General features: G+C 70.7%; 22 protein-coding genes. 6 read left to right on the top strand and 16 right to left on the bottom strand.

Annotation, left to right across the window (positions count from 1 at the left end; genetic code table 11):
* Positions 1-48 precede the first annotated feature (48 nt).
* Genes gspE through gspG form a run of 10 tightly spaced genes read right to left on the bottom strand, consistent with a single transcriptional unit; the run spans position 49 to position 9,269 of the window.
* Positions 49-1,470 (bottom strand): type II secretion system ATPase GspE, encoded by a 1,422-nt coding sequence (gene gspE, locus SNE35_RS01320; protein WP_320420960.1) that lies wholly within the window; start codon positions 1,468-1,470, stop codon positions 49-51.
* Between the two features lie 5 nt (positions 1,471-1,475).
* Complete coding sequence (gene gspD, locus SNE35_RS01315) at positions 1,476-3,734, bottom strand: type II secretion system secretin GspD (protein WP_320420959.1); 2,259 nt, start codon at positions 3,732-3,734, stop codon at positions 1,476-1,478.
* A gap of 2 nt (positions 3,735-3,736) precedes the next feature.
* Entirely contained in the window at positions 3,737-4,522 is a 786-nt protein-coding gene (gene gspN / locus SNE35_RS01310; RefSeq protein WP_320420958.1) for a type II secretion system protein N, read from the bottom strand.
* Positions 4,519-5,031: a type II secretion system protein M gene (locus tag SNE35_RS01305; protein WP_320420957.1), complete on the bottom strand. Its 513-nt coding sequence runs from the start codon at positions 5,029-5,031 to the stop codon at positions 4,519-4,521. Before SNE35_RS01305 ends, gspN begins: the two co-directional genes overlap by 4 nt.
* Complete coding sequence (gene gspL, locus SNE35_RS01300) at positions 5,028-6,284, bottom strand: type II secretion system protein GspL (protein ID WP_320420956.1); 1,257 nt, start codon at positions 6,282-6,284, stop codon at positions 5,028-5,030. Before gspL ends, SNE35_RS01305 begins: the two co-directional genes overlap by 4 nt.
* A gap of 46 nt (positions 6,285-6,330) precedes the next feature.
* Positions 6,331-7,293, bottom strand: coding sequence for a type II secretion system minor pseudopilin GspK (gene gspK, locus SNE35_RS01295; RefSeq protein ID WP_320420955.1), 963 nt, complete (start codon positions 7,291-7,293; stop codon positions 6,331-6,333).
* A gap of 5 nt (positions 7,294-7,298) precedes the next feature.
* On the bottom strand, positions 7,299-7,970 hold the full coding sequence (locus SNE35_RS01290) for a PulJ/GspJ family protein (RefSeq protein ID WP_320420954.1): 672 nt from the start codon (positions 7,968-7,970) through the stop codon (positions 7,299-7,301).
* A 1-nt stretch (position 7,971) separates the two neighbouring features.
* Complete coding sequence (gspI, locus tag SNE35_RS01285) at positions 7,972-8,334, bottom strand: type II secretion system minor pseudopilin GspI (RefSeq protein ID WP_320420953.1); 363 nt, start codon at positions 8,332-8,334, stop codon at positions 7,972-7,974.
* Complete coding sequence (locus SNE35_RS01280; protein ID WP_320420952.1) at positions 8,331-8,819, bottom strand: pilus assembly FimT family protein; 489 nt, start codon at positions 8,817-8,819, stop codon at positions 8,331-8,333. Before SNE35_RS01280 ends, gspI begins: the two co-directional genes overlap by 4 nt.
* Before the next feature lie 3 nt (positions 8,820-8,822).
* Positions 8,823-9,269 carry a type II secretion system major pseudopilin GspG gene (gspG, locus tag SNE35_RS01275; protein WP_320420951.1) on the bottom strand — a complete coding sequence of 149 codons (447 nt, stop codon included), beginning with the start codon at positions 9,267-9,269 and terminating at the stop codon, positions 8,823-8,825.
* Positions 9,270-9,345: 76 nt separating this feature from the next.
* Between gspG and SNE35_RS01270 the strand changes: the two genes are divergently transcribed.
* The gene (locus SNE35_RS01270) at positions 9,346-9,945 is read left to right on the top strand and encodes a hypothetical protein (RefSeq protein WP_320420950.1); all 600 of its coding nucleotides are present in this window, start codon (positions 9,346-9,348) and stop codon (positions 9,943-9,945) included.
* Positions 9,946-9,955: 10 nt separating this feature from the next.
* On the opposite strand, the gene SNE35_RS01265 is transcribed toward SNE35_RS01270, so the two are convergent.
* From SNE35_RS01265 to pedF, 4 genes are all read right to left on the bottom strand, one after another.
* A complete protein-coding gene (locus tag SNE35_RS01265) occupies positions 9,956-11,023 on the bottom strand; it encodes a nicotinate-nucleotide--dimethylbenzimidazole phosphoribosyltransferase (protein WP_320420949.1) in 1,068 nt (355 codons plus the stop codon).
* 78 nt (positions 11,024-11,101) lie between these two features.
* Positions 11,102-12,691 carry a threonine ammonia-lyase, biosynthetic gene (gene ilvA / locus SNE35_RS01260; protein ID WP_320420948.1) on the bottom strand — a complete coding sequence of 530 codons (1,590 nt, stop codon included), beginning with the start codon at positions 12,689-12,691 and terminating at the stop codon, positions 11,102-11,104.
* A gap of 69 nt (positions 12,692-12,760) precedes the next feature.
* The gene (locus tag SNE35_RS01255) at positions 12,761-13,606 is read right to left on the bottom strand and encodes a transporter substrate-binding domain-containing protein (protein WP_320420947.1); all 846 of its coding nucleotides are present in this window, start codon (positions 13,604-13,606) and stop codon (positions 12,761-12,763) included.
* Positions 13,590-14,075, bottom strand: a complete 486-nt coding sequence (gene pedF, locus SNE35_RS01250) for a cytochrome c-550 PedF (RefSeq protein WP_320420946.1) — start codon at positions 14,073-14,075, stop codon at positions 13,590-13,592. Before pedF ends, SNE35_RS01255 begins: the two co-directional genes overlap by 17 nt.
* Before the next feature lie 207 nt (positions 14,076-14,282).
* Between pedF and SNE35_RS01245 the strand changes: the two genes are divergently transcribed.
* The 5 genes from SNE35_RS01245 to SNE35_RS01225 all read left to right on the top strand — a co-directional run bounded on the left by SNE35_RS01245 (position 14,283) and on the right by SNE35_RS01225 (position 18,876).
* Complete coding sequence (locus SNE35_RS01245; RefSeq protein ID WP_320420945.1) at positions 14,283-16,301, top strand: sigma-54-dependent Fis family transcriptional regulator; 2,019 nt, start codon at positions 14,283-14,285, stop codon at positions 16,299-16,301.
* Between the two features lie 166 nt (positions 16,302-16,467).
* Complete coding sequence (locus SNE35_RS01240; protein WP_320420944.1) at positions 16,468-17,064, top strand: hypothetical protein; 597 nt, start codon at positions 16,468-16,470, stop codon at positions 17,062-17,064.
* A 10-nt stretch (positions 17,065-17,074) separates the two neighbouring features.
* Entirely contained in the window at positions 17,075-17,692 is a 618-nt protein-coding gene (locus SNE35_RS01235; protein WP_320420943.1) for a DUF2135 domain-containing protein, read from the top strand.
* The gene (locus SNE35_RS01230) at positions 17,689-18,183 is read left to right on the top strand and encodes a hypothetical protein (RefSeq protein ID WP_320420942.1); all 495 of its coding nucleotides are present in this window, start codon (positions 17,689-17,691) and stop codon (positions 18,181-18,183) included. Before SNE35_RS01235 ends, SNE35_RS01230 begins: the two co-directional genes overlap by 4 nt.
* Positions 18,184-18,186: 3 nt before the next feature.
* Positions 18,187-18,876 carry a hypothetical protein gene (locus tag SNE35_RS01225; RefSeq protein WP_320420941.1) on the top strand — a complete coding sequence of 230 codons (690 nt, stop codon included), beginning with the start codon at positions 18,187-18,189 and terminating at the stop codon, positions 18,874-18,876.
* 6 nt (positions 18,877-18,882) lie between these two features.
* Here SNE35_RS01225 and SNE35_RS01220 read toward each other — a convergent pair whose 3' ends face one another.
* Entirely contained in the window at positions 18,883-19,170 is a 288-nt protein-coding gene (locus SNE35_RS01220; RefSeq protein ID WP_320420940.1) for a high-potential iron-sulfur protein, read from the bottom strand.
* Positions 19,170-20,936 carry a PQQ-dependent methanol/ethanol family dehydrogenase gene (locus tag SNE35_RS01215; RefSeq protein WP_320420938.1) on the bottom strand — a complete coding sequence of 589 codons (1,767 nt, stop codon included), beginning with the start codon at positions 20,934-20,936 and terminating at the stop codon, positions 19,170-19,172. The genes SNE35_RS01220 and SNE35_RS01215 overlap by 1 nt, the downstream gene beginning before the upstream one ends.
* Between the last annotated feature and the right edge of the window lie 47 nt (positions 20,937-20,983).

Raw genomic sequence — 20,983 nt, 5'->3', positions numbered from 1 at the left:
CGCCCCCTCGGGGGGCAGTGAACGAAGTGAGCGTGGGGGCCATCATGGTTAGTCCCGCGTCACGCGGAGCACTTCCTCGGCGGAGGTTATGCCCTGGGCCACGAGCCGCGCCCCGTCCTCGCGCATCGAGCGCAGGCCGGCGTTCTGCGCGGCGGCCAGCAGCTCGCTCTCGGGCGCCTGCTGGTGGATCAGGCCGCGCACCTTGTCGTCGGCCACCATCAGTTCGTGGACGCCCGTGCGGCCTTTGTAGCCGGTCATTGCGCACGCATCGCAGCCCACCGGGTGGTAGCGACCCTCGGCGTCCGCGCGCTTGCACACCGGGCACAGGCAGCGCACCAGGCGCTGCGCCAGCACGCCCAGCAGGCTGGAGCTGAGCAGGAAGGGCTCGACGCCCATGTCGGTCAGCCGCGTCACGGCGCTCGGGGCGTCGTTGGTGTGCAAGGTGGCCAGCACCAAGTGGCCGGTCAGCGAGGCCTGGATCGCGATCTGCGCGGTCTCGTAGTCGCGGATTTCGCCGATCATGATGACGTCCGGGTCCTGGCGCAGGATCGCGCGCAGCGCCTTGGCGAACGTGAGGTCGATCTTGCTGTTGACCTGCGTCTGGCCGATGCCGGGCAGCTCGTATTCCACCGGGTCTTCGACGGTCAGCACATTGGTCGTCGCGGTGTCCACCGTCTGCAGCGAGGCGTACAGCGTGGTCGTCTTGCCGGAGCCGGTCGGGCCGGTGACCAGCACGATGCCGTGCGGCTGCTGCACCAGGCGCTTGAACGACGAGAGCACGTCGCCGCTCATGCCCAGCGCTTCCAGCGTGAACTTCGATTCGGTCTTGTCCAGCAAACGCAGCACCGCGCGTTCGCCGTGGGCCGAAGGCAGCGTGGAGACGCGCACGTCGATCGCGCGGCCGCCGATGCGCAGCGAGATGCGGCCGTCCTGCGGCAGGCGCTTCTCGGCGATGTCGAGCTCGGCCATGATCTTCAGGCGCGAGATCAGCGCCGCATGCAGGCCGCGGTTGGGCTGCACCACCTCGCGCAAGGTGCCGTCGACGCGGAAGCGCACCGAGCTGGCGCGCTCGTAGGGCTCGATGTGGATGTCGCTGGCGCCGTCCTTGGCCGCCTGCGTCAGCAGCGCGTTGAGCATGCGGATGATCGGCGCGTCGTTGGCCGCTTCCAGCAGGTCTTCCACCGCCGGCAGGTCCTGCATCATGCGCGACAGATCGATCGCGCTCTCGACCTCGCCGACCACGGTGGCGGCGCTCGATTCGCTGCCCGCGTAGGCGGCGTTGATGCGCTCGGCCAGCGTGCTGCGCGGCTCCTGTTCGAAGCGGTCGACGCTGTAGAGGCGCTGCACCTCGGACAGCGTCGTCAGGCCGACGTCCAGCGGCGCCCACAGCACCAGCGTGCTGCCGTCGTCCTCCAGCAGCACGGTGTTCGCCTTGGCGAAGGCGTAGGGCAGGGGATGCTTGATGGCCATGGCGCTCAGGGCTGCTTGGCCGGCTGCTGGTCTGCCTGCTTGGCCGGATCGACGACGAGGTTCGGGTCGGTCAGGCGCTGTTCCTTGATGCTCAGCGAGCTGCTGGTCGGGTCCGCCGGGATCACCGAGCCGCCGGTGTCGGGCAGCACGGCGGTCTTCGTGGGCAGCGTCGCCTGCTGGACGGCGCGGATCGAGTCGTAGCGGTCCAGGGTCAGCTGGTCGGCGCTGGCCTGGTCGTGCAGCACGACGGGGCGCAGGAACACCATCAGGTTGGTCTTGACCCGCTTGCGGCTGTTGCTCTTGAACAGGTTGCCGACGACCGGCAGGCTGGCCAGGCCCGGCACGCCGTCCTCGCCGTCGCTGTACTCGTCCTTCAGCAGGCCGCCCAGCACGAGGATCGAGCCGTCGTCGACGGTCACCGTCGTCTCGATCGAGCTCTTGTCGGTCGTCGGGCCGTTCGTCGACGAGGCCGTGGTGGCGACGACGGAGGAGTTCTCCTGGTAGACCGTCATGCGGATCGTGCCGTTCTCGCCGATCTGGCTGCGGATGCGCAGGGTCAAGCCGACGTCCTTGCGGTCGACCGTCTGGAACGGCGACGTGGTGCCGGTGGTCGAGGTCGTGTACGAGCCGGTGACGAAGGGCACGTTCTGGCCGATGACGATCTTCGCCTCTTCGTTGTCCAACGCCACCAGGTTTGGCGTGGACAGCACGTTGGCGCCGGTCTGGCTTTCCAGGAAGTTCGCCAGCGCGCCGAGCGTGACGACGCCGGCGACCTTCTTGAACACGGCGAAGTTGAGGCCGGTCTGCGCGGCCTGCAGCGCGGTGCCGGCCGTCGTCGTGCCGCCGGCGGTGGCGACCGAGTCGGAAATGATGTTGGCCGAGCCCGTGCCGAAGTTCGTGCCCAGGCCCACGCTCTTGCCGAACAGGTTCTGCCACTGGAAGCCGAACTGGCCGCTCTTGGTCACGTCGACCTTGACGATCATCGATTCCACATAGACCTGCGCGCGCCGCCCGTCGAGCTGGTCGATCACGTTGCGGATCTGGCGGTACATGACCTCGGGCGCGGTGATGATCAGCGAGTTCGTCGCCGGATCGGCCTGCACGAAGCCGCCGGTGGACGGGCCCGGTGAGGCGGAGACCGGCTGCGAGGACTGGCTCGACGTGCCGCTGCTGCCGCTGGTGCTGCTGTTGTTCAGGTTGTTGGACGTGTTGTTCTGCGAGTTCGCGCCGCCCAGCAGCGAGCCGCTGGAGCTGCTGCCGCCGCTGCTGCCGGAACCGCCGCCGCTGCCGCTGCCCGCCGCGCCGTTGACGCTGAAAGCGGCACGCAGCACGGTCGCGAGCTTGGCCGCATCGGCGTTCTTCAGGTAGACGACGTGGATGTTGCTGCCGCCGGTCGTGTCGTTGGCGGTCGGCTGGTCGAGCTTGGCGATGATCGCGCGTGCCGCGGCCAGGCGCTGCGGGTTGGAGGCGCGCAGGATCAGCGAGTTGGTGCGCGGGTCGGCCATCACCGTGACGGCGCTGCTGCCGCCGGCCACCACGGCCACGCCCGGCACCGCCGCGCCGCCGCTGCCGTCCGCCAGCTTCTGCGCCAGCGCGGCCAGGTCGGAGGCCACTGCGTACTTCAGCGGCACGATGTCGATGTCGGTGCTGCCGGGCGTGTCCAGCGCGGCGATCACCTTGGCCAGGCGCTGCAGGTTCTCCGCGTAGTCGGTGATCACCAGCGAGTTGTTGCCGGGGTTGGCGTTGATCGTGTTGTTGGGGCTGATCAGCGGGCGCAGCACGGCCACCAGGTTGTTGGCGTTCTCGTGGTTGACGCGGAAGATCTGCGTGATCACCTGGTCGCCGCGCGGCGCGCGGTTGCCTTCGTCGACGGTGACGGTGCCGGTCTGCAGCTTGGCATCGGCCTCGGGCACGACCTTGTAGAGGCCGCCGCTCTCGACGACGGTGAAGCCCAAGGTGCGCAGCGCGGCGAGGTAGTTCAGGTAGGCCTCCTGGACGCTCACCTGCTGCTCGCTGTACAGCGTGATCTGGCCCTTGACGCGCGGGTCGATGACGAACTGGCGGTTCATCATCACGCCGATCGCGCGGGTCACCGCCTCGATGTCGGCGTTGACGAAGTTCAGCGTCACCGGCGTGGCGGCCTTCAGGGCGGGGCCTTGCGAGCGGGTCCGCGTCGGGGCCGGAGCCTGGGCCTGGGCGATGGCGGCGGAGCCGGTCAGCAGCATGGCCAGAGCCAGCGTGAAGGTCTTCTGCGGGGAAGTCATGCTCATCCGATCGAAATGACGGAGCGCGCGCCCTGGCGCCGCCCGATGATGTTCAAAAGATTGTCGAGTGCGGCCTCGCGGCCCGGTGCGCTGGAGGCTTCACCCTGGAACTGCGGCCGGCCGGTGCCGAAGCTGCCCTGGCCGGACAGCAGCAGCGGGCCGTCCAGCGTGCTGAGCCGCAGCGTGCCCTGGCCCGCCGGTTCGGCGACGACGCTGAGCCGGTAGCTGCCCAGCGGCGCCACGGTCGAGACGCGCGAGCTCATGTTGACGAGATCCAGGTCGACCTGGCCGGCGGGCAGCCAGCGGCCGCCCTTGCGCTCCAGGCGGAAGTCGCGCGTCTGCAGGCGCAGCGAGCCGCCCAGCTGCAGCGTGTTCCAGGGCGTGCCCAGGCCCGCCAGCATGGCGGCGGGCCAGCGGGCGAGCCAGTCGGCGCGGTTGTCCACGCTGATCAGGCCTGGCTTGATCTGCAGCTGCAGCTCGCTGTTGATGCAGCAGTCCTGGCTGGCCTTCAGCACCATGCCGCCGAAGCCGCGCGGGCCCATCGTCCAGTTGAGCCGGCCGGGCAGGCTGGCGGCATCGTGACTGCTGGCACCGCCGGCCAGCACCAGCACACCGGAGCCGTTCCAGATGCTGCCGCGGGTGTCGGTGATCAGCAGCCGCCCTTCGGTGACCGAGGCCAGGCCCTGGGCCAGCCAGCTCGCCGGAGCGAAGACCACGAGCGCGACCAGCACGCCCAGCAGCGCGCCAGCCGCGCCCCACAGGCGCAGGCGTTGCTGCGGGTTCGTCATGACGAGGTCGCCCCGTTCAAGGCCAGCACGATCGTGCCGGTGAAGCCCTGGGGCCCGCGCTGCAGCTGTGCCTGGACCGGGCGGGCGCGGGCGGCGCTGCGCGCCTCGCCGAGCCAGGCCTGCAGCGCATCCGGGCCGATGCCGGTGAGCGTCAGCACGGCGCGGTCGCCGCTCAGGTTCAACTTGGCATTGGCACCCAGATGGTCGCTGGCAGCCTGCAGCGCCTGCGCGGCCTGGGCCGCGGGCACCGGCGGCAGGGCGCGCAGTTCGCGGGCCTCGGTGGCCTGGGCCTGCATCTCGCGCAGCTGGGCTTCGACGAGGTCCAGCTGCGCCGGCGTTTCGCGCAGGGTGCGCCAGGCCGGCTGCACCAGCACCAGCCAGACGAGCAGCAGCGCCACCAGCACGGCCAGCACGCGCAGCGCGCGGCGCTCGTTTTCCTGCAGCGCGGCCCAGCGTTGCAGCGCCGTGGCGCGCAGGGCCTGCCAGCGGTCGGAGGTGGGGGAGGTCATCGGGTCGGTTCCTTGGAGCCGCGCTGCTCGGCGGGGCGTTGCAGCGTCAGCTGGCCGTCACGGCTGTCGAGCTGCCAGCCCTCGCTGCGCAGCTGGCTGCGCAGGCGCTGGATCTGTTCGTCGCTCCAGCCTGCCGCGGGCATCACCAGGCGGCCGGCCTCGAAGCTCATCGCATCGACCGGGCCGCGATCCGGCGGCCAGGCGCCGGCAGCCGCGGCCAGCAGGGTTTCCAGATCCTGCGGGCCGGCGCGGCCGGCTGTCGCGCGCAGCGTGTCGGTCTCGCGGCGCATCTGCACCGGGGCGTTCAGGGGCACGCGGATCTGCGGGTAAGTAGTGGTCAGCGTCGTGTTCAGCGCGTCCTTGCGCTGCTGCAACTGGTGCCGCTGCTGCAGGGCCATCGCATTCATGCCGACCAGTTGCACGGCGACCAGGCCGATCAGGCCCCAGCGCACCGGCCGCCAGTTGCGCTGCATGAAGGCGCGCCAGACGTTGCGCACGGTGCGCAGGCCACGCGTGCGCTGGGCCAGCTCGAACTGGCGCAGGTTCCATGGGCCTTCGAGGGCGGCTAGCGCGCGCTGCTCGCGCGTCAGCACGGTCACCGCGCTGCCCAGCCATTGCTCGGCCTGGGCGGCGACGGCGGGCGCGGCGCTCCATTGCGCGCCTTCGACGACGGCCGGCGGGAACAGCTGGCGGGTCAGCCCGCCTTCCAGCGCCAGGTTGGCGACGCCGCCGGGATGGCTCCAGCGCAGCGCGGCCGGGCTGTCGGTCGAGCCGGTTTCGTAGAAGTGACCGCGCGGCGGGGCCTCGGGCCAGGACAGCGGCGCCAGGCGGTCGACGAAGACCTGCGCAGCCTCCAGCGCCGCCAGCTGCTGGGCCAGCCATTCGCGCGAACCGACCGCCACCCAGGCCTCGCTGCCGGCGATGGCCTCGGGCTCGACGGCGAAATGGAGATTCTCAGGGTCGTCCAGCAGCGCTTCCTCAAGCAGGCCCGCCAGCGCGGCGCGCAGCTGGCGGCCGGCGCGCGGCAGGGTCACGCGCTGCCAGGAGAGGTCGGATTCGTCGGGGAAGGCGACGACCAGTTCGGCATCGGGCAACTGGGCGGCGGGCAGGCGGCCCTGCTGGCCGATGTGCTTGCCGTCGGCGCTGAAGACGTAGTCGTATTCGCCGGCGGCCAGGGCTTCGCCGGCCGCTGGGCGGCCCGGGGCGCGCAGTCGGCTGCGCGGCGGAAGGAAGAGGAGCAGGGTGCTGATCATGGCGGCCGCCGATTCTAAGAGGGGTGTGTGACGGTCGAGACGGGGGTCAGCCCGGAGTACCGGGCGTCGGGGCGATCGGCTGGCGCTGCAGCGTCACCATGCTCAAGCCATTGCGGTAGACCAGCGAGCGCTGCACCTGGATGCGCCCGTCCATCCGCAGTCGGCCGGTCACGAAGAAGAAGGAAGAGGCCACCGCGGCACGGCCCGGATTCGGCACGCTGCCCTGCGGCAGGTAGGCGCCGGCAGCCTCCACGGTCTGCAGCGGCGCCGAGCGCCGGCCTTGGACCAGCCGTTCGGCCGAGGCGAGGTCGACGTCCAGCAGCGCGGCGATCACCTCGCGCGGGGCGGTGTTCAGGTTCACCTGCGTCGGCACCGGCAGGATCACCAGGAAGGGGCGCAGGCGCGCGATCGTGTCGGGGCTGAGGCCGAACCAGGCCAGCTCGTCGACGCTGTTCGGCTGCAACGGCGCGCTGGCTTCGTCCAGCGGCGTGGCGAAGGCGTTGCGCATGCCGTTGATGATCTGCACCGCGGTGTCCGGCGATGCACCGGCGCTCTGGCAGATCCGCTGCAGCGTGTCCTGTTCGATGGCAGGCACGGCCGTGCCGCCAAGCAGGTTGCGCAGGTTGTACAGGCCCTGCGCGTCGTCGATGGCGCCGGACAGGAAGGCGTCCGGGCCGGCGTCGACGTCGGCCGTGCCCCCGCCGCCGCTCTCCTGGCCGGCGGCCAGGAAGGTCGACAGACGCGCCTCGGCCAGCGGCACCGCCCAGACTTCGCCGAGGTGGTCCACCGGCGTGGTCTGGTTCGCACGCGCGTCCTCGCGCAGGATCAGGCGGGCCCAGTCCAGCGCGCCCAGCAGTACCCAGTTGGCCTGGGCGCGTGCGCGCTCGGCGGCCTCGACCTGGATCGCACGGTACTGGCGCCAGACCATGGCCGCGGCCAGCCCGGCGACGAGACTTGCGATCAGCAGCGCCGTGAGCATGGCCGCGCCGGATTGCCTGCGATGCGTCATGGTCGTCAGGTCCCCAGCTCGATCTCGCGCATCAGCGGGCCGGCGAAGCCGCTGGATGGGTCGAACTGCAGCAGCATGCGCACGCCGGTGGGCAGACCGGTGGGGGTCGGCGTGGCGGTCACGCTCGAAGCTGCCGAAGCCGCTGCGGCGGCTGCAGCAGCCGCGGCCGCAGCGGCAGCTGCTGCGGCAGCCTCGTCGCCGCTGGACTGCCCGTTGGTCCAGCTGTTGCCGCGGTAGTAATAGATCTGCCAGCCGGACACGCCGTCCAGCGCGCGGAGCTGGCCGCCGTCCTGCGTCTGCAATTGCCCGCTGCGCTGGAAGCTGTCCTGCAGCGCGGAGACGCTGCGCACGACCGGGCCCTGCCAGCGGTAGAGCCCGCCGTCGTGGACGCTCCAGGCGACGACCTGCATGCCGCCGGTCTGGCGGCGGGTGACGCGCAAGGTGGCGCCGTCGAAGGCCAGGGCCGGCACGACGGTGCTGTCCTGCAGCGACTTCAGGTCCAGCTCCCACTGCTCCATCACCGACTGCAGGCGCGCGCTCTGGTCCAGGTGCCGCTGGGCCACGTCGCGGCTGCTCAGCAGCGCGTCCAGGCCGCGCCAGGCGAGCACGGCCATCAGCGACATGACGAGCAGCGCCACCATCACCTCGACCAGCGTAAAGCCGCGCGACCGCTTCATTTCAGTAGCGCCCGATGATGGTGGACAACGTCAGGCGCTGCTGGCCATCGGCATCGGCGATCACTGCGTCCACCGCGCGGAAGTTCGGGTTCGGCGTCGCGCGCACGACCAGCCGGCCCTGGTAGGTCTCGCCGAGCTGGTCGCAGCTGAAGGTGGATTCACCGGCGCCGGGGAACTGATGCGTCAGGTGCAGCTCGGTCAGCTGGTTCTCGGCGCACCACTGCGCCGCGCCGACCGCCCGCAGGCGGACCGCGTTGTCGGTCAGCGCGCCGGCCGCCTTGACGCCGGCCGCCAGCGCGACGGCGACGATCACCAGCGCGACCATCACCTCGATCAGCGTAAAGCCGCGCGCCGTGGCGTTCATGAAGAAGAGCCGACCGGCGAGGCCTGGAACGGCGAGAGCCCGTCGGTGCTCAGCACGACCCGCTGCTGGCCGATGCTCAGCACGAGCTGCTGGGGCCCGATCATCGGCTCCGGCCCCAGGGTCAGCGAACGCGCGCCGACGATCTCGACCGCCACCGCCTCGCCCAGCCAGCGCCGCGGCATCGGCACCGAGGCCGGCAGACCGACGAAGCGGAACTGGTCGCCACTGGCGTCGCCGACCAGCGGCAACCACTGCACCTCGACGCCGGCCGCGCGGCTCTCCGCCCGCGCGGTTTCGAGCAGTCCGGTCAGACGCTCCGCCTCACGCTCCAACTGCGAAGCGGCCGGGTCGCGCAGCGAGATGCTGATCGCGGCGCTCGCGATGGCGACGATGGTGATCACGACGAGGAGCTCGATCAGCGTGAAGCCACGCGCACGTGCCCGGGCTTTCGCCGGGCCGCCCCAAATCGTGGGCCGGGGGCTCACGGCTTATTGCCAGGAGCCGATGTCTGCGTCTTTGCCTTCGCCGCCGACCTTGCCGTCGGCGCCAAAACTGTAGACGTCGATCTCGCCGTTCACGCCTGGGTTGGCGTACTGATAGGGATTACCCCAGGGGTCGGGCGGCAGCTTGTCGATGTACGAGCGCCAGTTCGGCGGGATCGGGCCGGCGGTGGGCTTGTGGACCAGGGCGTCCAAGCCCTGCTCGGCGCTCGGGTAGCGCTGGTTGTCGAGTTTGTAAAGCTTGAGCTGCTGCATCAGGCTGTTCACCTGGCTGCGCGCGGCGGTGACCTTGCTCTCGTCGAGCCGATCCAGCACGTTCGGCACGATCAGCGCGCCCAGGATGCCGATGATCACGAGGACGACCAGCAGCTCGATCAGGGTAAAGCCGCGCGCTAGGGCACGGCGTCGGGGCGAAGTCTGTGCAGGGGATTGCATGGGGCGGGGAACTCGGGAGAGCTCAGTCAAGGGCGGGAGCAGCTTGAATCATAATCGGCGAATGCATGCGAGATTGATGACGTTTCTTGTCTGGGCTTTGCTGGCCTGCAGCGCCGCGTACTGGGCGTTGCAGCTGGGTTCGCGGTCGCTCGCGACGCCGTCGCAGGCGCTGCCGGTGCTGGAGAACAGCGCGCCCGCCGTCGACCTGACGCGCCTGCTCGGCGCCCCGGTCGTGGCCGCGCCGCAGGCGGTGCCGGCCCAGGAGAGCCGCTACAAGCTGCTGGGCGTCGTGGCGCCGAAGTCGGCGAGCGCGGCCCAGGCGGGCGAGGGTGTCGCCCTGATCGCGGTTGATGGTGTGGCGCGCACGGTGCGCGTCGGCGCCTCGTTGGAAGATGGTCTGCAATTGCTGGCCGTCAATGCACGCTCGGCCAGCATCGGCAAGGACGGCGCGGAGAGCTTCCAGCTCCAGCTGGAGGCACCGACCACACCGGCCACCGGTGCGCTGCCGGCCGCCGGGCCGTCGCCGGTGAACCTGGGCGGCCGGGCGCAGGCGCAACCGATGCCAGTGCCGATGCCGCGATTCCAGCAGCCGCAGGAACAGCCGCAGGAAAACCCGCTGCAGCGACAACCGCCGCAGCAGCCCCAGGTGGACAACCAGGGCAACCCGGTCAACTGAGGGCGACGCTTCAGTTGAGCGTCGGCAGGCCGGCGTCTTCTTCGGGCGGCCGGTTCATGCCGGTCCGCGCCTCGGCGGATTCGTGCAGCTCGGTCAGCAGTGCCGCGGCGCTGCGGATCATCGGCCAGGCCAGCGCGGCGCCGGTGCCGTCAGCGCTGTCCATGCCCAGTTCCAGCAGTGCGGACGCATGGAACAGCCCCAGCGCTTCATCCAGGCCGCGATGTACGTGGCTGCGGCAGAACACCGCATAGTCGGTGACCGGCGCGGCGATCTGCGCCGCGAGCTTCAGCGCCGCGCAGGCGGTGATGCCGTCGACGACGATCAGGCTGCGCTTGGATGCGGCCACCAGCATCGCACCCACCATCACCGCGGTCTCGAAGCCGCCGAAGGCTGCCAGCACCTCCATCGGATCGTGGACTTCGCGGTGGCGGTTCTGCGCGGCCTGCAGCACCGTCAGCAGATGGGCCAGGTCGTCCTGGCGCATGTCCGGGCCGGAGACGACGAAGTCGCGCACCGGCATGTCGGCAAGCCGCGCGAGCACCAGCGCGGCGCTCTCGGCCGAGCCCTGGCCCATGCCGGCGCAGGCCAGCACATTGCCGGGCAGGTGCTCGGCGATCTCCATGCCGACGCGCACGCCGGAATGCGCCTGCTCCATCGTCATCGCCGGGCCGACGCGCGCATTGCGCGTGCCGTGCGCGATCTTGCGTGCCATCAGGTGGGCGTGAGGCGGCAGCGATTCGGCGATGCCGCAGTCGACGACGCTGAACTGCAGGCCCTGCACCCGCGCGAAGACCGAGACCGGCAGGCGGTTCTGCAGCGCCATCACGGTCTGCTCGCGGGTGTTGCGGCCCCACAGCGACGGAATGCCGTCGACCGCCAGACCGTGGTCGGACGCGAACAGCGCCAGCAGCGGATCGCGGAAGCGCGGCGTCAGCGTGTTCTGCACCAGGCCCAGGCGCACGGCCAGCGGTTCAAGTTCGCCGAGGCCGCCGGCTATTGCCGAGCGGCGGTCGACGCGCTCGCGCAGCGCGCGTTCCAGTTCAGGGTTGGCAGTCGGGGAGATCAGCGTCGGATGCATGGGTTTACAGCGAGTGCCGGCCGATTCTGTAGCAAGGCGTGCGCCGCTGCATCCCCAGTATTGCCAGACGATCCAGGCTCAGCGAAGGAACAGCTTGTAGACCGGGTTGTCGGTTTCTTCCTCGTAGGGGTAGCCCAGAGACGCGAGGAAGTCGCGCAGCGCCTTGCCGCTGTCCTTGGGCGGCACCTGCAGGCCGACCAGGATGCGGCCGTAGTCCGCGCCCTGGTTGCGGTAGTGGAACAGGCTGATGTTCCACTCCGGATGCATGCTGGAGAGGAAGCGCATCAGCGCGCCGGGCCGCTCCGGGAAGATGAAGCGGAACAGGCGCTCCTCGCGGGCCAGTTCGGTGCGGCCGCCCACCATGTGGCGGACGTGCTGCTTGGCCAGTTCGTCGTCGGTCAGGTCCAGCGTCTCGAAGCCGGACTTCTCGAAGGTGCGCGCCAGCCGCGCCGATTCGTCGCGCTTGCTGGTGGACACGCCGACGAAGATGTGCGCCTTCAGTGAATCGGCGATGCGGTAGTTGAACTCGGTCACGCTGCGCGGGCCCAGCAGCTCGCAGAAGCGCTTGAAGCTGCCGCGCGCCTCGGGGATCGTCACCGCGAACAGCGCCTCGCGCTGCTCGCCGACCTCGGCCCGCTCGGCGACGAAGCGCAGGCGGTCGAAGTTCATGTTCGCGCCCGAGGTGATCGCGATGAAGGTCTGGCCCTTGCAGCCCTTCTCGGCCACGTACTTCTTGATCGCCGCCACGCCCAGCGCGCCGGAGGGCTCGAGGATCGAGCGCGTGTCCTCGAACACGTCCTTGATCGCGGCGCAGGCGGCGTCGGTGTCGACGACGACGAACTCGTCCACCAGCTCGCGCGTGATGCGGAAGGTCTCCTCGCCGACCAGCTTGACGGCCGTGCCGTCCGCGAACAGGCCCACGTCGCTCAAGGTCACGCGCTTTCCGGCGGCGACCGAGCGGGCCATCGCGTCGGAGTCCTTGGTCTGCACGCCGATGATCTTGATCTCGGGCCGCACCGCCTTGATGTAGGCCGCCACGCCGGAGATCAGGCCGCCGCCGCCGATGGCGACGAAGATCGCATCGATCGGCCCCTGGTGCTGGCGCAGCATCTCCACGGCGATCGTGCCCTGGCCGGCGATCACGTCCGGATCGTCGAACGGGTGCACGAAGGTCAGGCCCTGCTCCTTGGCCAGCAGCAGCGAGTGGTCGTAGGCGTCGGTGAAGCTGTCGCCGTGCAGCACGACCTCGCCGCCGTGGCCGAGCACCGCGTCCACCTTGACCTTGGGCGCCGTCACCGGCATCACGATCACGGCGCGGCAGCCGAGCTTCTTGGCCGACAGTGCCACGCCCTGCGCGTGGTTGCCGGCCGAGGCGCAGATCACGCCGCGCTCGCGCTGCTCGGCGCTCAGGTGGACCATCTTGTTGTAGGCGCCGCGCAGCTTGAAGCTGAACACCGGCTGCTCGTCCTCGCGCTTGAGCAGCACCTTGTTGCCGATGCGCCGGCTCAGGTTCTTCGCCGGCGTCAGCGAGGACTCGCGCGCGATGTCGTAGACCTTGGCGTTCAGAATTCGCTGGAGATAGCTGTTGTCGCTCGGGACCAGGTCGGGCAGCGAAGACGACACCTCGTTCTTCTTCGTGCGTTTGCGGGCGGGGACCGGGCCGGACATCGAACTCTCCAAGGGAAGGCGGGTCGGGGATGATAAGCGGCCCGCCCGCCTCACCTGCCCGCGCCGGCTTCAGGGCGCCTGCCAGGCCACGTTGAAGCCGGCGAACATCGTGCGCAGCCGGCCGCTGGCGGCCAGATCGTTCATCGCCGCCTGCAGCGCCTGCGCGAGATCGCTGCCGTCGCGCCGCACGGCCATGCCGCTGGCCCAGCCGTTGCGCGGCGCGCGCGGCGAGGGCAGCGGCTCGATGGCGAAGCGCGGGTCGCCCCGCAGCACCGATTCCAGCTCCGACTCCAGGCCCGCCGCCACCGTCACCTCGCCGCGTGTGAGCGCTCGCGCGCAGTCCGTGCCGTCCTTCCACTGCGTCAGCAGGCGTTCGCGGTAGGCGCCGCCGTCCGCACCGATCAGCAGCCAGCCGGCCAGCGTCTGCCCGGCCACGGCCACCCGCTCGCCGGCCAGCGGCGCCAGCGTGTCCAGCACCGGCACCGCGTCGAGCCGCCTCGCCAGCGCGACCCGCTCGCGGTAGTAGGGCGCGAAGATGGTGGCCTGCGGCGTGGCGTCCATCAGCGGCTTGTCCACCGGCACGTGCATCAGCACGTCGGCCGGCCCGAAGCCGAGGTAGTGGCCCTTCCAGACCATGTTGCGCAGGTCGTCGGCCATGTTCTCGTCGGCGGTGAAGGGCAGCAGCGACAGCTTCACGCCCAGTGCCTGCGCCAGCGCGGCGGCGATGTCCACGTCGATGCCGCGGCCCGCCACGTGGAAGGGCGGCATGTCCTGGTAGATGCCGACGACGAGGCTGCCGCGCTCGCGCACCTTGTCCAGCGTCACCGCGTCGGCCGGGCGCAGCGCGCCTCCTAGCGTCAGTGCGGCGATGCCGCCCAGGCAGCGGCGCCGTGTCGGATCAAAGCGGCTTGTCACGGCGCGTCTCCAGGTAGCTCTTGATCGCCCAGATGGCCTCCTGGTCGAAGGTGCCCTCGAACGGCGGCATGTAGACGGCGCCGTTGCGCGTGCGGCCGTGGCGCACGGTGGTGAGGAAGTACTCGTCGTTCTCCTTGACGCAGGCGGCCTTGCGGGAGCTGTCCTGCGTGGTGGCGCAGTCGTTGTCGAGCTTGCGCAGGTCCGGGGCGATGCCGCCGGAGATCGCCTCCAGCCCGTGGCAGCGGGCGCAGTTCTGGTTGTAGGCGGAGGTGCCGATCTTGATGGCCGCCTCGTTCTGGCGGAACGGGTTCTCGTCGCGCCAGCCCTCGCCGAGGCGGGGCAGCGCGGTGGTGTCGACCGCCTGCGGCGTGACGTCGCCGTGGGCGAGGGCGCCCAGCGCCGCGCCGGCGAGCGCGAGGGCCACCAGTCGGTTGTGCGTGCGGCGATGCAAGGTGGATCGGGTCTTCATGGGTTTGTCTCCGTGTCGTTGGTGATGGCGATCCGCCGTCTTTTCGCAAGCGCCATGCCACGCCGGAGTGCTCCAGGCTGGCACAGTGGCCGGCGCGGCAGCCGGCGGGCAGGCTGGACAAGCGGTTCGTCTTGGCACAGCATCCGGCGCAAACACAGACCAAACCCTCCAGAGACAAGGCCGCGAGGCCAGGGAACGAGCAGTGCCATGACCCCAGTTGCCAAGCCGCAAGCCAGCAGCATCGAATGCGCTCCGGGCGCCTCGCCACGCACGGCCTTCATCGAACGATCCCACGAGCGCAGCAAGGCCCTGGGCCTGACGCGGGCCGAGAAATGCGAATTCGATCCCCTGGTACGCAGCGATCTTGCGCTGGCCCGGGAGCGCAACCACCGGCTGTACCTGCATGCCGCGCCGGTGATGCACCTGCTGCTCGAGCAGATCGTCAACACCGAAAGCATGATCCTGCTCACCGATGCCCAGGGCACGATCCTGCACGCCGTGGGCGACGACCACTTCCTCGCCCGCGCCGGCCGCGTGGCGCTGATGCCCGGCGAGAACTGGGCCGAGCACTCCAAGGGCACCAACGCGATCGGCACCGCGCTCTTCGAGGAGGCGCCGACCCTGGTCCACGCCGGCGAGCACTTCATGCTGGCCAATGACTTCCTGACCTGCTCGGCCGCGCCGATCTTCGATCCGCGCGGCGCGATGCTGGGCGTGCTGGACGTCACCGGCGACCACCGCGGCTACCACCAGCACACGATGGGCCTGGTGCGCATGTCCGCGCGGATGATCGAGAACCACTGGCTCTCGGACGACAACAACAACCGGCTGCGCCTGCATTTCCACAGCCGCGCCGAGTTCATCGGCACCTTGCTGGAAGGCATCCTGGTGGTCGGTGCGGACGGGCGGCTGCTCGGCGCCAACCGCGGCGGGCTGGACCAACTGGGCCTCAGCGATGCCGCGCTGCGCGCGATGAGCCTGCCCAGCCTGTTCGGCACGACAACGGCCGCCGTCTACGACCATTTCCGCATGCCCATGTCCGCGCCGATGCGGCTCACGACCGTCTGCGGCAAGACCTTCTTCGTCACCGCACGCTTCGACTGGCCCTCGCGGCCCGTCATCGCCGGCCTGGGGCTGGACGAACCGACCCCGGCCGCCGCGCGTCCGCGGCCGGCCACCGTGCCCGTGCCGGCCGCCGCGCCGCACGGCCTGCAGTACCTGCGCACCGGCGATGCCCAGATCGAGCAGGTCGTGGCCAAGATCCGCCGCATCCTGGACCGCGACATCCCGCTGCTGATCCTCGGCGAGACCGGCACCGGCAAGGAGGTGCTAGCGCGCGCCGTGCACCAGGATTCGAAGCGCGCGAGCCAGCCTTTCGTAGCGGTGAACTGCGCCTCCATTCCGGAGTCGCTGATCGAGGCCGAGCTGTTCGGCTACGAGGACGGCGCCTTCACCGGCGCGCGCCGCAAGGGCGCGCCGGGCCGGCTGGTGCAGGCCAACGGCGGCACCTTGTTCCTCGACGAGATCGGCGACATGCCGCTGCAGCTGCAGGCGCGCCTGCTGCGCGTGCTGCAGGAGCGCAGCGTGACGCCGCTGGGCAGCAACAAGTCCATCCCGATCGACATCGCGCTGATCAGCGCCACCCACCGCAACCTGCGCGAGATGATCGAGCACAACGAGTTCCGCGAGGACCTCTACTACCGGCTCAACGGCCTGGCGCTGCGCCTGCCTTCGCTGCGCGACCGCAGCGACCTGGAGGCGATGACGCGCCGCATCCTGCAGGCCGAGCGGCCGCAGGACGCGCCCGAGCTGTCGGCCCAAGTGGCGGAGCTGTTCCGCCGCTATCCCTGGCCCGGCAACATCCGCCAGCTCGCCAACGTGCTGCGCACGGCGGCGGTGATGTCGGCCGGCGAGCACCAGATCACCGTCGCCCACCTGTCCGACGATTTCATCGAGGACGCGCGCCGCGCCGGGCCGCGCCCGCCGGCGCTCGTCGAACCGGCCCGGCCGCTGGAGATCCCGCCGGCCGCGGTGCAGAGCAGCCTCGCGCCGGCTCCGACGCCGACATCGATCCCGGCGACGCCGCACTCGCTGGAGCAGGCCAGCATCGAGATGATCCGCGCCGCGCTCGAGGCGGCCGGCGGCAATATCTCGGCGGCCTCCAAGCAGCTGCGCATCAGCCGCAACACGATCTACCGGAAGCTGCGCTGGAGCAACGGCGGCTGAAAAATACTGCCCGCCCGGCGCATCAGGACTTCCCGAGGTCCGGCCGGCCGGAGTTGCTACATCCTGGAGCAGTCGGGCCCGCGCGACCGGCCCGCCACGGCCCTGAACGCACGGCATGCCTCTTGCAGCCCGCAGGGCCATGGAGACAAGTACAAGAAGGGGCGCGGTGCCCGTCGCGCTGCCGGAGCCCTTGTGGCTCGAATGGCTCGCGCTCGCCGGGCTGTTCGGCTTCGCCGGTTGGCTGCTGGGCGGGCGCGGCGTGCTGGGCCTGCTGCTGCGCTCCGACCCGACCGGCATCACGCTCGCCATCCTGATCCTCTTCGTCGCGGCCACGCTGTGGTGCGGCGCGCGGGCGCGGCTGCTGCAGCGTGAGCGCGGCCGGCTGCAGGGCGCTGGTGGCTGGGCCGCCGACTACCGCAAGGCCCGCGCCGCCGACCCGGCCGCGGCGCTGGAGCTGCTGCTGGAGTCCACCCACGGGCCGCACGGTCCGGCCTGGTGGGTCAACGGCCTGCAGTTGAAGCTGGGGCTGCTGGGCAAGGTGATCGGCTTCTCGATGCTGGCGCTGGAGATCGGCTCGGCGCGCAGCTTCGATCCGGCGCAGTCGCCGGAGCTGCTGCGCAGCCTCACCAGCGGCCTCGGCGTGGCGCTGCTGACGACGATGGTGGGCCTGGTCGGCAACATCCTGCTGGGCCTGCAGCTGACCCGGCTGGACCGCTACGCCGATGCGCTGGCGGCGGACATCCAGCGCCAGGGCCTGTCATGAGGTCCCTGCCATGAGGGCGCGGCGGCGCGGCGGCCGCGAGGCCGAGGTCGATCCCTTCTACGACATGCTGTTCAACCTGCTGATCGGCTTCGTCTTCTGCTTCATCGTGGCGCTGCTGGCGATGAACCCCAAGGCCCTGAAGGCCGGCGACATCCCGTCCAAGGCCGAGTACCTGATCACCGTGGCCTGGCCCGACCGCAATCCGAACGACATCGACGCCTGGGTGCAGGACCCGGCCGGCCAGATGGTGTGGTTCCGCAATCGCGAGGCGGGGCTGATGTACCTGGACCGGGACGACCGCGGCGACGCCAACGATGCGATCGTCGTGGACGGCCGTCGCATCGAGAGCCCGTTTCGCCAGGAGGTGGTGACCCTGCGCGGCATCGTGCCGGGCGAGTTCACCGTCAATGCCCACTACTACCGCTCGCGCGACGGCCAGCCGGTGGAGGTGACGACCACCGTCGTCAAGGTCAACCCGCGCGCCGAGGTGGTGTTCCAAGGGCGGCTGACCCTGGCCCGCCAGGGCGACGAGGCCACGGCGGCGCGCTTCACCTTGCGGCCGGACGGCACGGTCGTCGACGTCAACACGCTGCCGCGGCAGCTCGTCCAGGAGTTCCAGTCCCCATGACCCTCGCCGTGCTGCTGGGCTTCGTCGCCCTCCTGTTCGTCGCGCTGATGGCGCTGCTGTGGTCGCGCTGGCCGGTGTGGCTGAAGGCGCTGCTGGTGCTGGGCGTGAGCGGCTTCTACTTCTTTGCCGACGGCGCGGTGCGCGAGGTGTGGGGCCGGCCCAGCGGCGAGCCGCTGCCGCCGCGCTTCGTGCTGCTGGCCGCGGTGATCGACGAGCCTTCGGCGCAGCGTCCCGGCGCCATCTACGTCTGGGTCAACGCGCTGGAGGACGGCCGTCCGGCCGAGCAGCCGCGGGCCTTCCGCCTGCCCTACGCGAAGGACCTCCATGCGCTGCTGAACGAGGGCATGAAGAAGGTCCGCGAAGGCGTCAGCCAGCTCGGCAGTGCCGAGCCCCGGCCGGGGCAGGGTGGCCTGTCCTGGCTGCGGCCCGGTGCCAACGAGCAGGTGCTGAAGCTGCGCGACCTGCCCAGGCCGCAGTTGCCGGAGAAGTAAACGATGCGCCGCTTGTTCATCCTGCTCGGCGCCGTCGCCTCGCTGGCCGCCTGCGGGCGCCGCGCGCCCTCGGACGAGTTGTTCCCGCTGGCCGGCGGCCACCGCTGGACCTATCGCGTCAGCACCGAGATGGAGGACGGCGGCGACACGGTGGAGACGCTCACGCTGCGCACCCTGGGGGCGGACGTGCAGGGCTGGCGCCGGCGCAGCGACGACGGCCTCGTCTACTGGTTGCGGGCGGACGAGACGGGCATCTACCGCATCGCCAGCCGGACCGACCTGGAGGCGGAGCCCCAGCCCGATCCGGCGCGGCGCTACGTGCTGAAGGCCCCGTATGCGCCGGGCACCCAGTGGCAGGCGGGCACCGTGCCCTACCTGCTGACGCGCCGCAGCGAGTTCCCGCCCGAGCTGCGCCACCGCAGCGGCGAGGTGAGCATGAGCTACCGGGTCGAGGCGGCGGGCCTGGAGGTGCAGACGCCGGCGGGCCGCTTCGCCGGCTGCCTGCGGGTGGCGGGCGCGGCGAGCGTGCGGGTCTACGTGGACCCGGCATCGGGCTGGCGCGAGCTGCCGCTAGCCACCTTGGAGTGGTACTGCCCGGGCGTGGGCCTGGTGCGGCTGGAGCGCCGCGAGCCGGCCCATTCGCCCTTCCTGGTGGGCGGCTCGCGGACGCTGGAGCTGACGTCCTGGGAGTGAAGGACCTCAGGGCTGCTTCGACCAGGCCTGGCACCAGCCGGCGTTGGCGATGTGCTTGCGGCCGAACATCGCGCAGCCGGCCCAGGCGTCTTCCGGCTTGCCCTGCCAGAAGCTGCAGTTGCTGCAGCGCTGCCCCGCGTCGTGGCGGGGGAACTTCGCCTTGTCGACGCTGGCGGTCTCGTGCCGGTAGTTCAGCGCGACCGCCTGCTCGTCGCTCTCCTCGACGTGAGCGCCGCGCTGCGCGAACGCGGGCCCGGCGGCGAGCGCCAGGCCGATGAAGCCGCGGCGCCGCATCACTCGGCCGCCGCGGCCGGCGCGCCGCCCGAGAGCTTGAACACCCACACCATGCCGCCCTGTTCCAGCAGGCTGACCTTCTTGGCCACCTCGCCACCCCACAGCGGCACCGCGCCGCCCCAGCCGGACACGACGCTGACGTACTGCTCGCCGCCCTGCATCCAGGTGACCGGCGGCGCGACGACGCCGGAGCCGGTCTGGAACTGCCAGACGACCTTGCCCGTCTTCGCGTCGGCCGCCTTCAGGTAGCCCTCGGGCGTGCCCCAGAACACGAGGTTGCCGCCGGTGGTCAGCACGCCGCCCCACAGCGGCGCGCCGTTCTTCACCTCCCAGACGATCTTGCCGCTCTTCGGGTCGATCGCGCGCAGCGCGCCGATGTAGTCGTCGTTGATCGTCTTGATCGTGAAGCCCGCGCCCAGGTAGGCGGCGCCCTTCTTGTAGGTGATCGGCTCGTTCCAGATCTCCATGCCCCATTCGTTGGCCGGCACGTAGAACAGCCCGGTGTCGGGCGAGTAGGCCATCGGCATCTGGTTCTTGCCGCCCAGGAAGCTGGGCGCCGAGAAGATCGAGCTGCCCTTCTTGCCGTCGGCGCCGGCGGTCGGGTCGCCGGGGCGGTTCTCGGGCACGAAGTTGGGCCGGCCGGTCTTCAGGTCCACGCCGGTGGCCCAGGTCAGCTTCTTGACGAAGGGGAAGGCGTTCTGCAGCTTGCCGTTGTTCGCATCGATCACGTAGAAGAAGCCGTTGCGGTCGGCCTTGCCGCCGACGCGCCGGCCGTCCAGGTCGAAGGTGACGAACTCGTTGACGCCGTCGAAGTCCCAGCCGTCGTTGGGCGTGGCCTGGTAGTGCCACTTGATCTGGCCGGTCTTCACGTCGATGGCCACGGTGGAGCAGGAGAACAGGTTGTCGCCCTGGCGCAGGTGGCTGTTCCACGGGGCCGGGTTGCCGGTGCCGAAGTAGGCCAGGCCCGTCTTCGGGTCGTAGCTGCCGCCCATCCAGGTGGCGGCGCCGCCGGTCTTCCACAGATCGCCGGGCCAGCTCTTGCCCGGCGTGCCGGAGATGCCGGCTTCCTGCTTCTTGCCGTCCTTGTCGTAGGTGTAGCCCATGTGGCCCTCGACGGTGGGCCGCGTCCACACGAGTTTGCCGGTCCGCGGGTCGCGCGCCTCGACCCGGCCGACCACGCCGAACTCGCCGCCGGACACGCCGGTCAGCAGCAGGCCGTTGGCGATGATGGGCGCGGCCGTGGCCGAGTAGCCGGCGGCGTAGTCGTCGATCTTCTCCTTCCACACCACGTCGCCGGTGGCCTGGTCCAGCGCCACCAACTGCGCATCCAGCGTGGCGAAGATGACCAGCTTGTCGAACAGCGCGGCGCCACGGTTCACCACGTCGCAGCAGGGCATGATGCCCTCGGGCAGGCGGTGCTCGTACTTCCACAGCTTCTTGCCGGTGGCCGCGTCCAGCGCGTACAGGCGCGAGTAGGAGGCGGTGACGAACATGCGGCCGTCGTGGATCAGCGGCTGCGACTCCTGGCCGCGCTGCTTCTCGCCGCCGAAGGAGAAGGCCCAGGCCGGCACCAGCCGGGCTGCGTTGCCGGTGCTGACCTGCTTCAGCGGCGAGTAGCGCTGGCCGTTGGTGCCGATGCCCCAGGAGAGGACCTCCGTGCCGGTCTTGGCCGAGTCCTCGATCATCTTCTCGGTCACGGCGGCCTGGGCCGATGGGGCGCTCATCGCCGCCGCAAGCAGGGCGGGCAGTAGCTTCTTCGTGTGCATCTTTGTCTCCTCGGAGGGTTGGAATCGTCGGGGCCAGGGCCGCGCTG

Origin of the sequence: Roseateles agri, assembly GCF_034043675.1 — a bacterium.
In the GTDB taxonomy this organism is placed as follows: domain Bacteria; phylum Pseudomonadota; class Gammaproteobacteria; order Burkholderiales; family Burkholderiaceae_C; genus KK5.
Note: the sequence above shows the minus strand (reverse complement) of the source record. Positions and strands in the feature narration are given on the sequence as shown.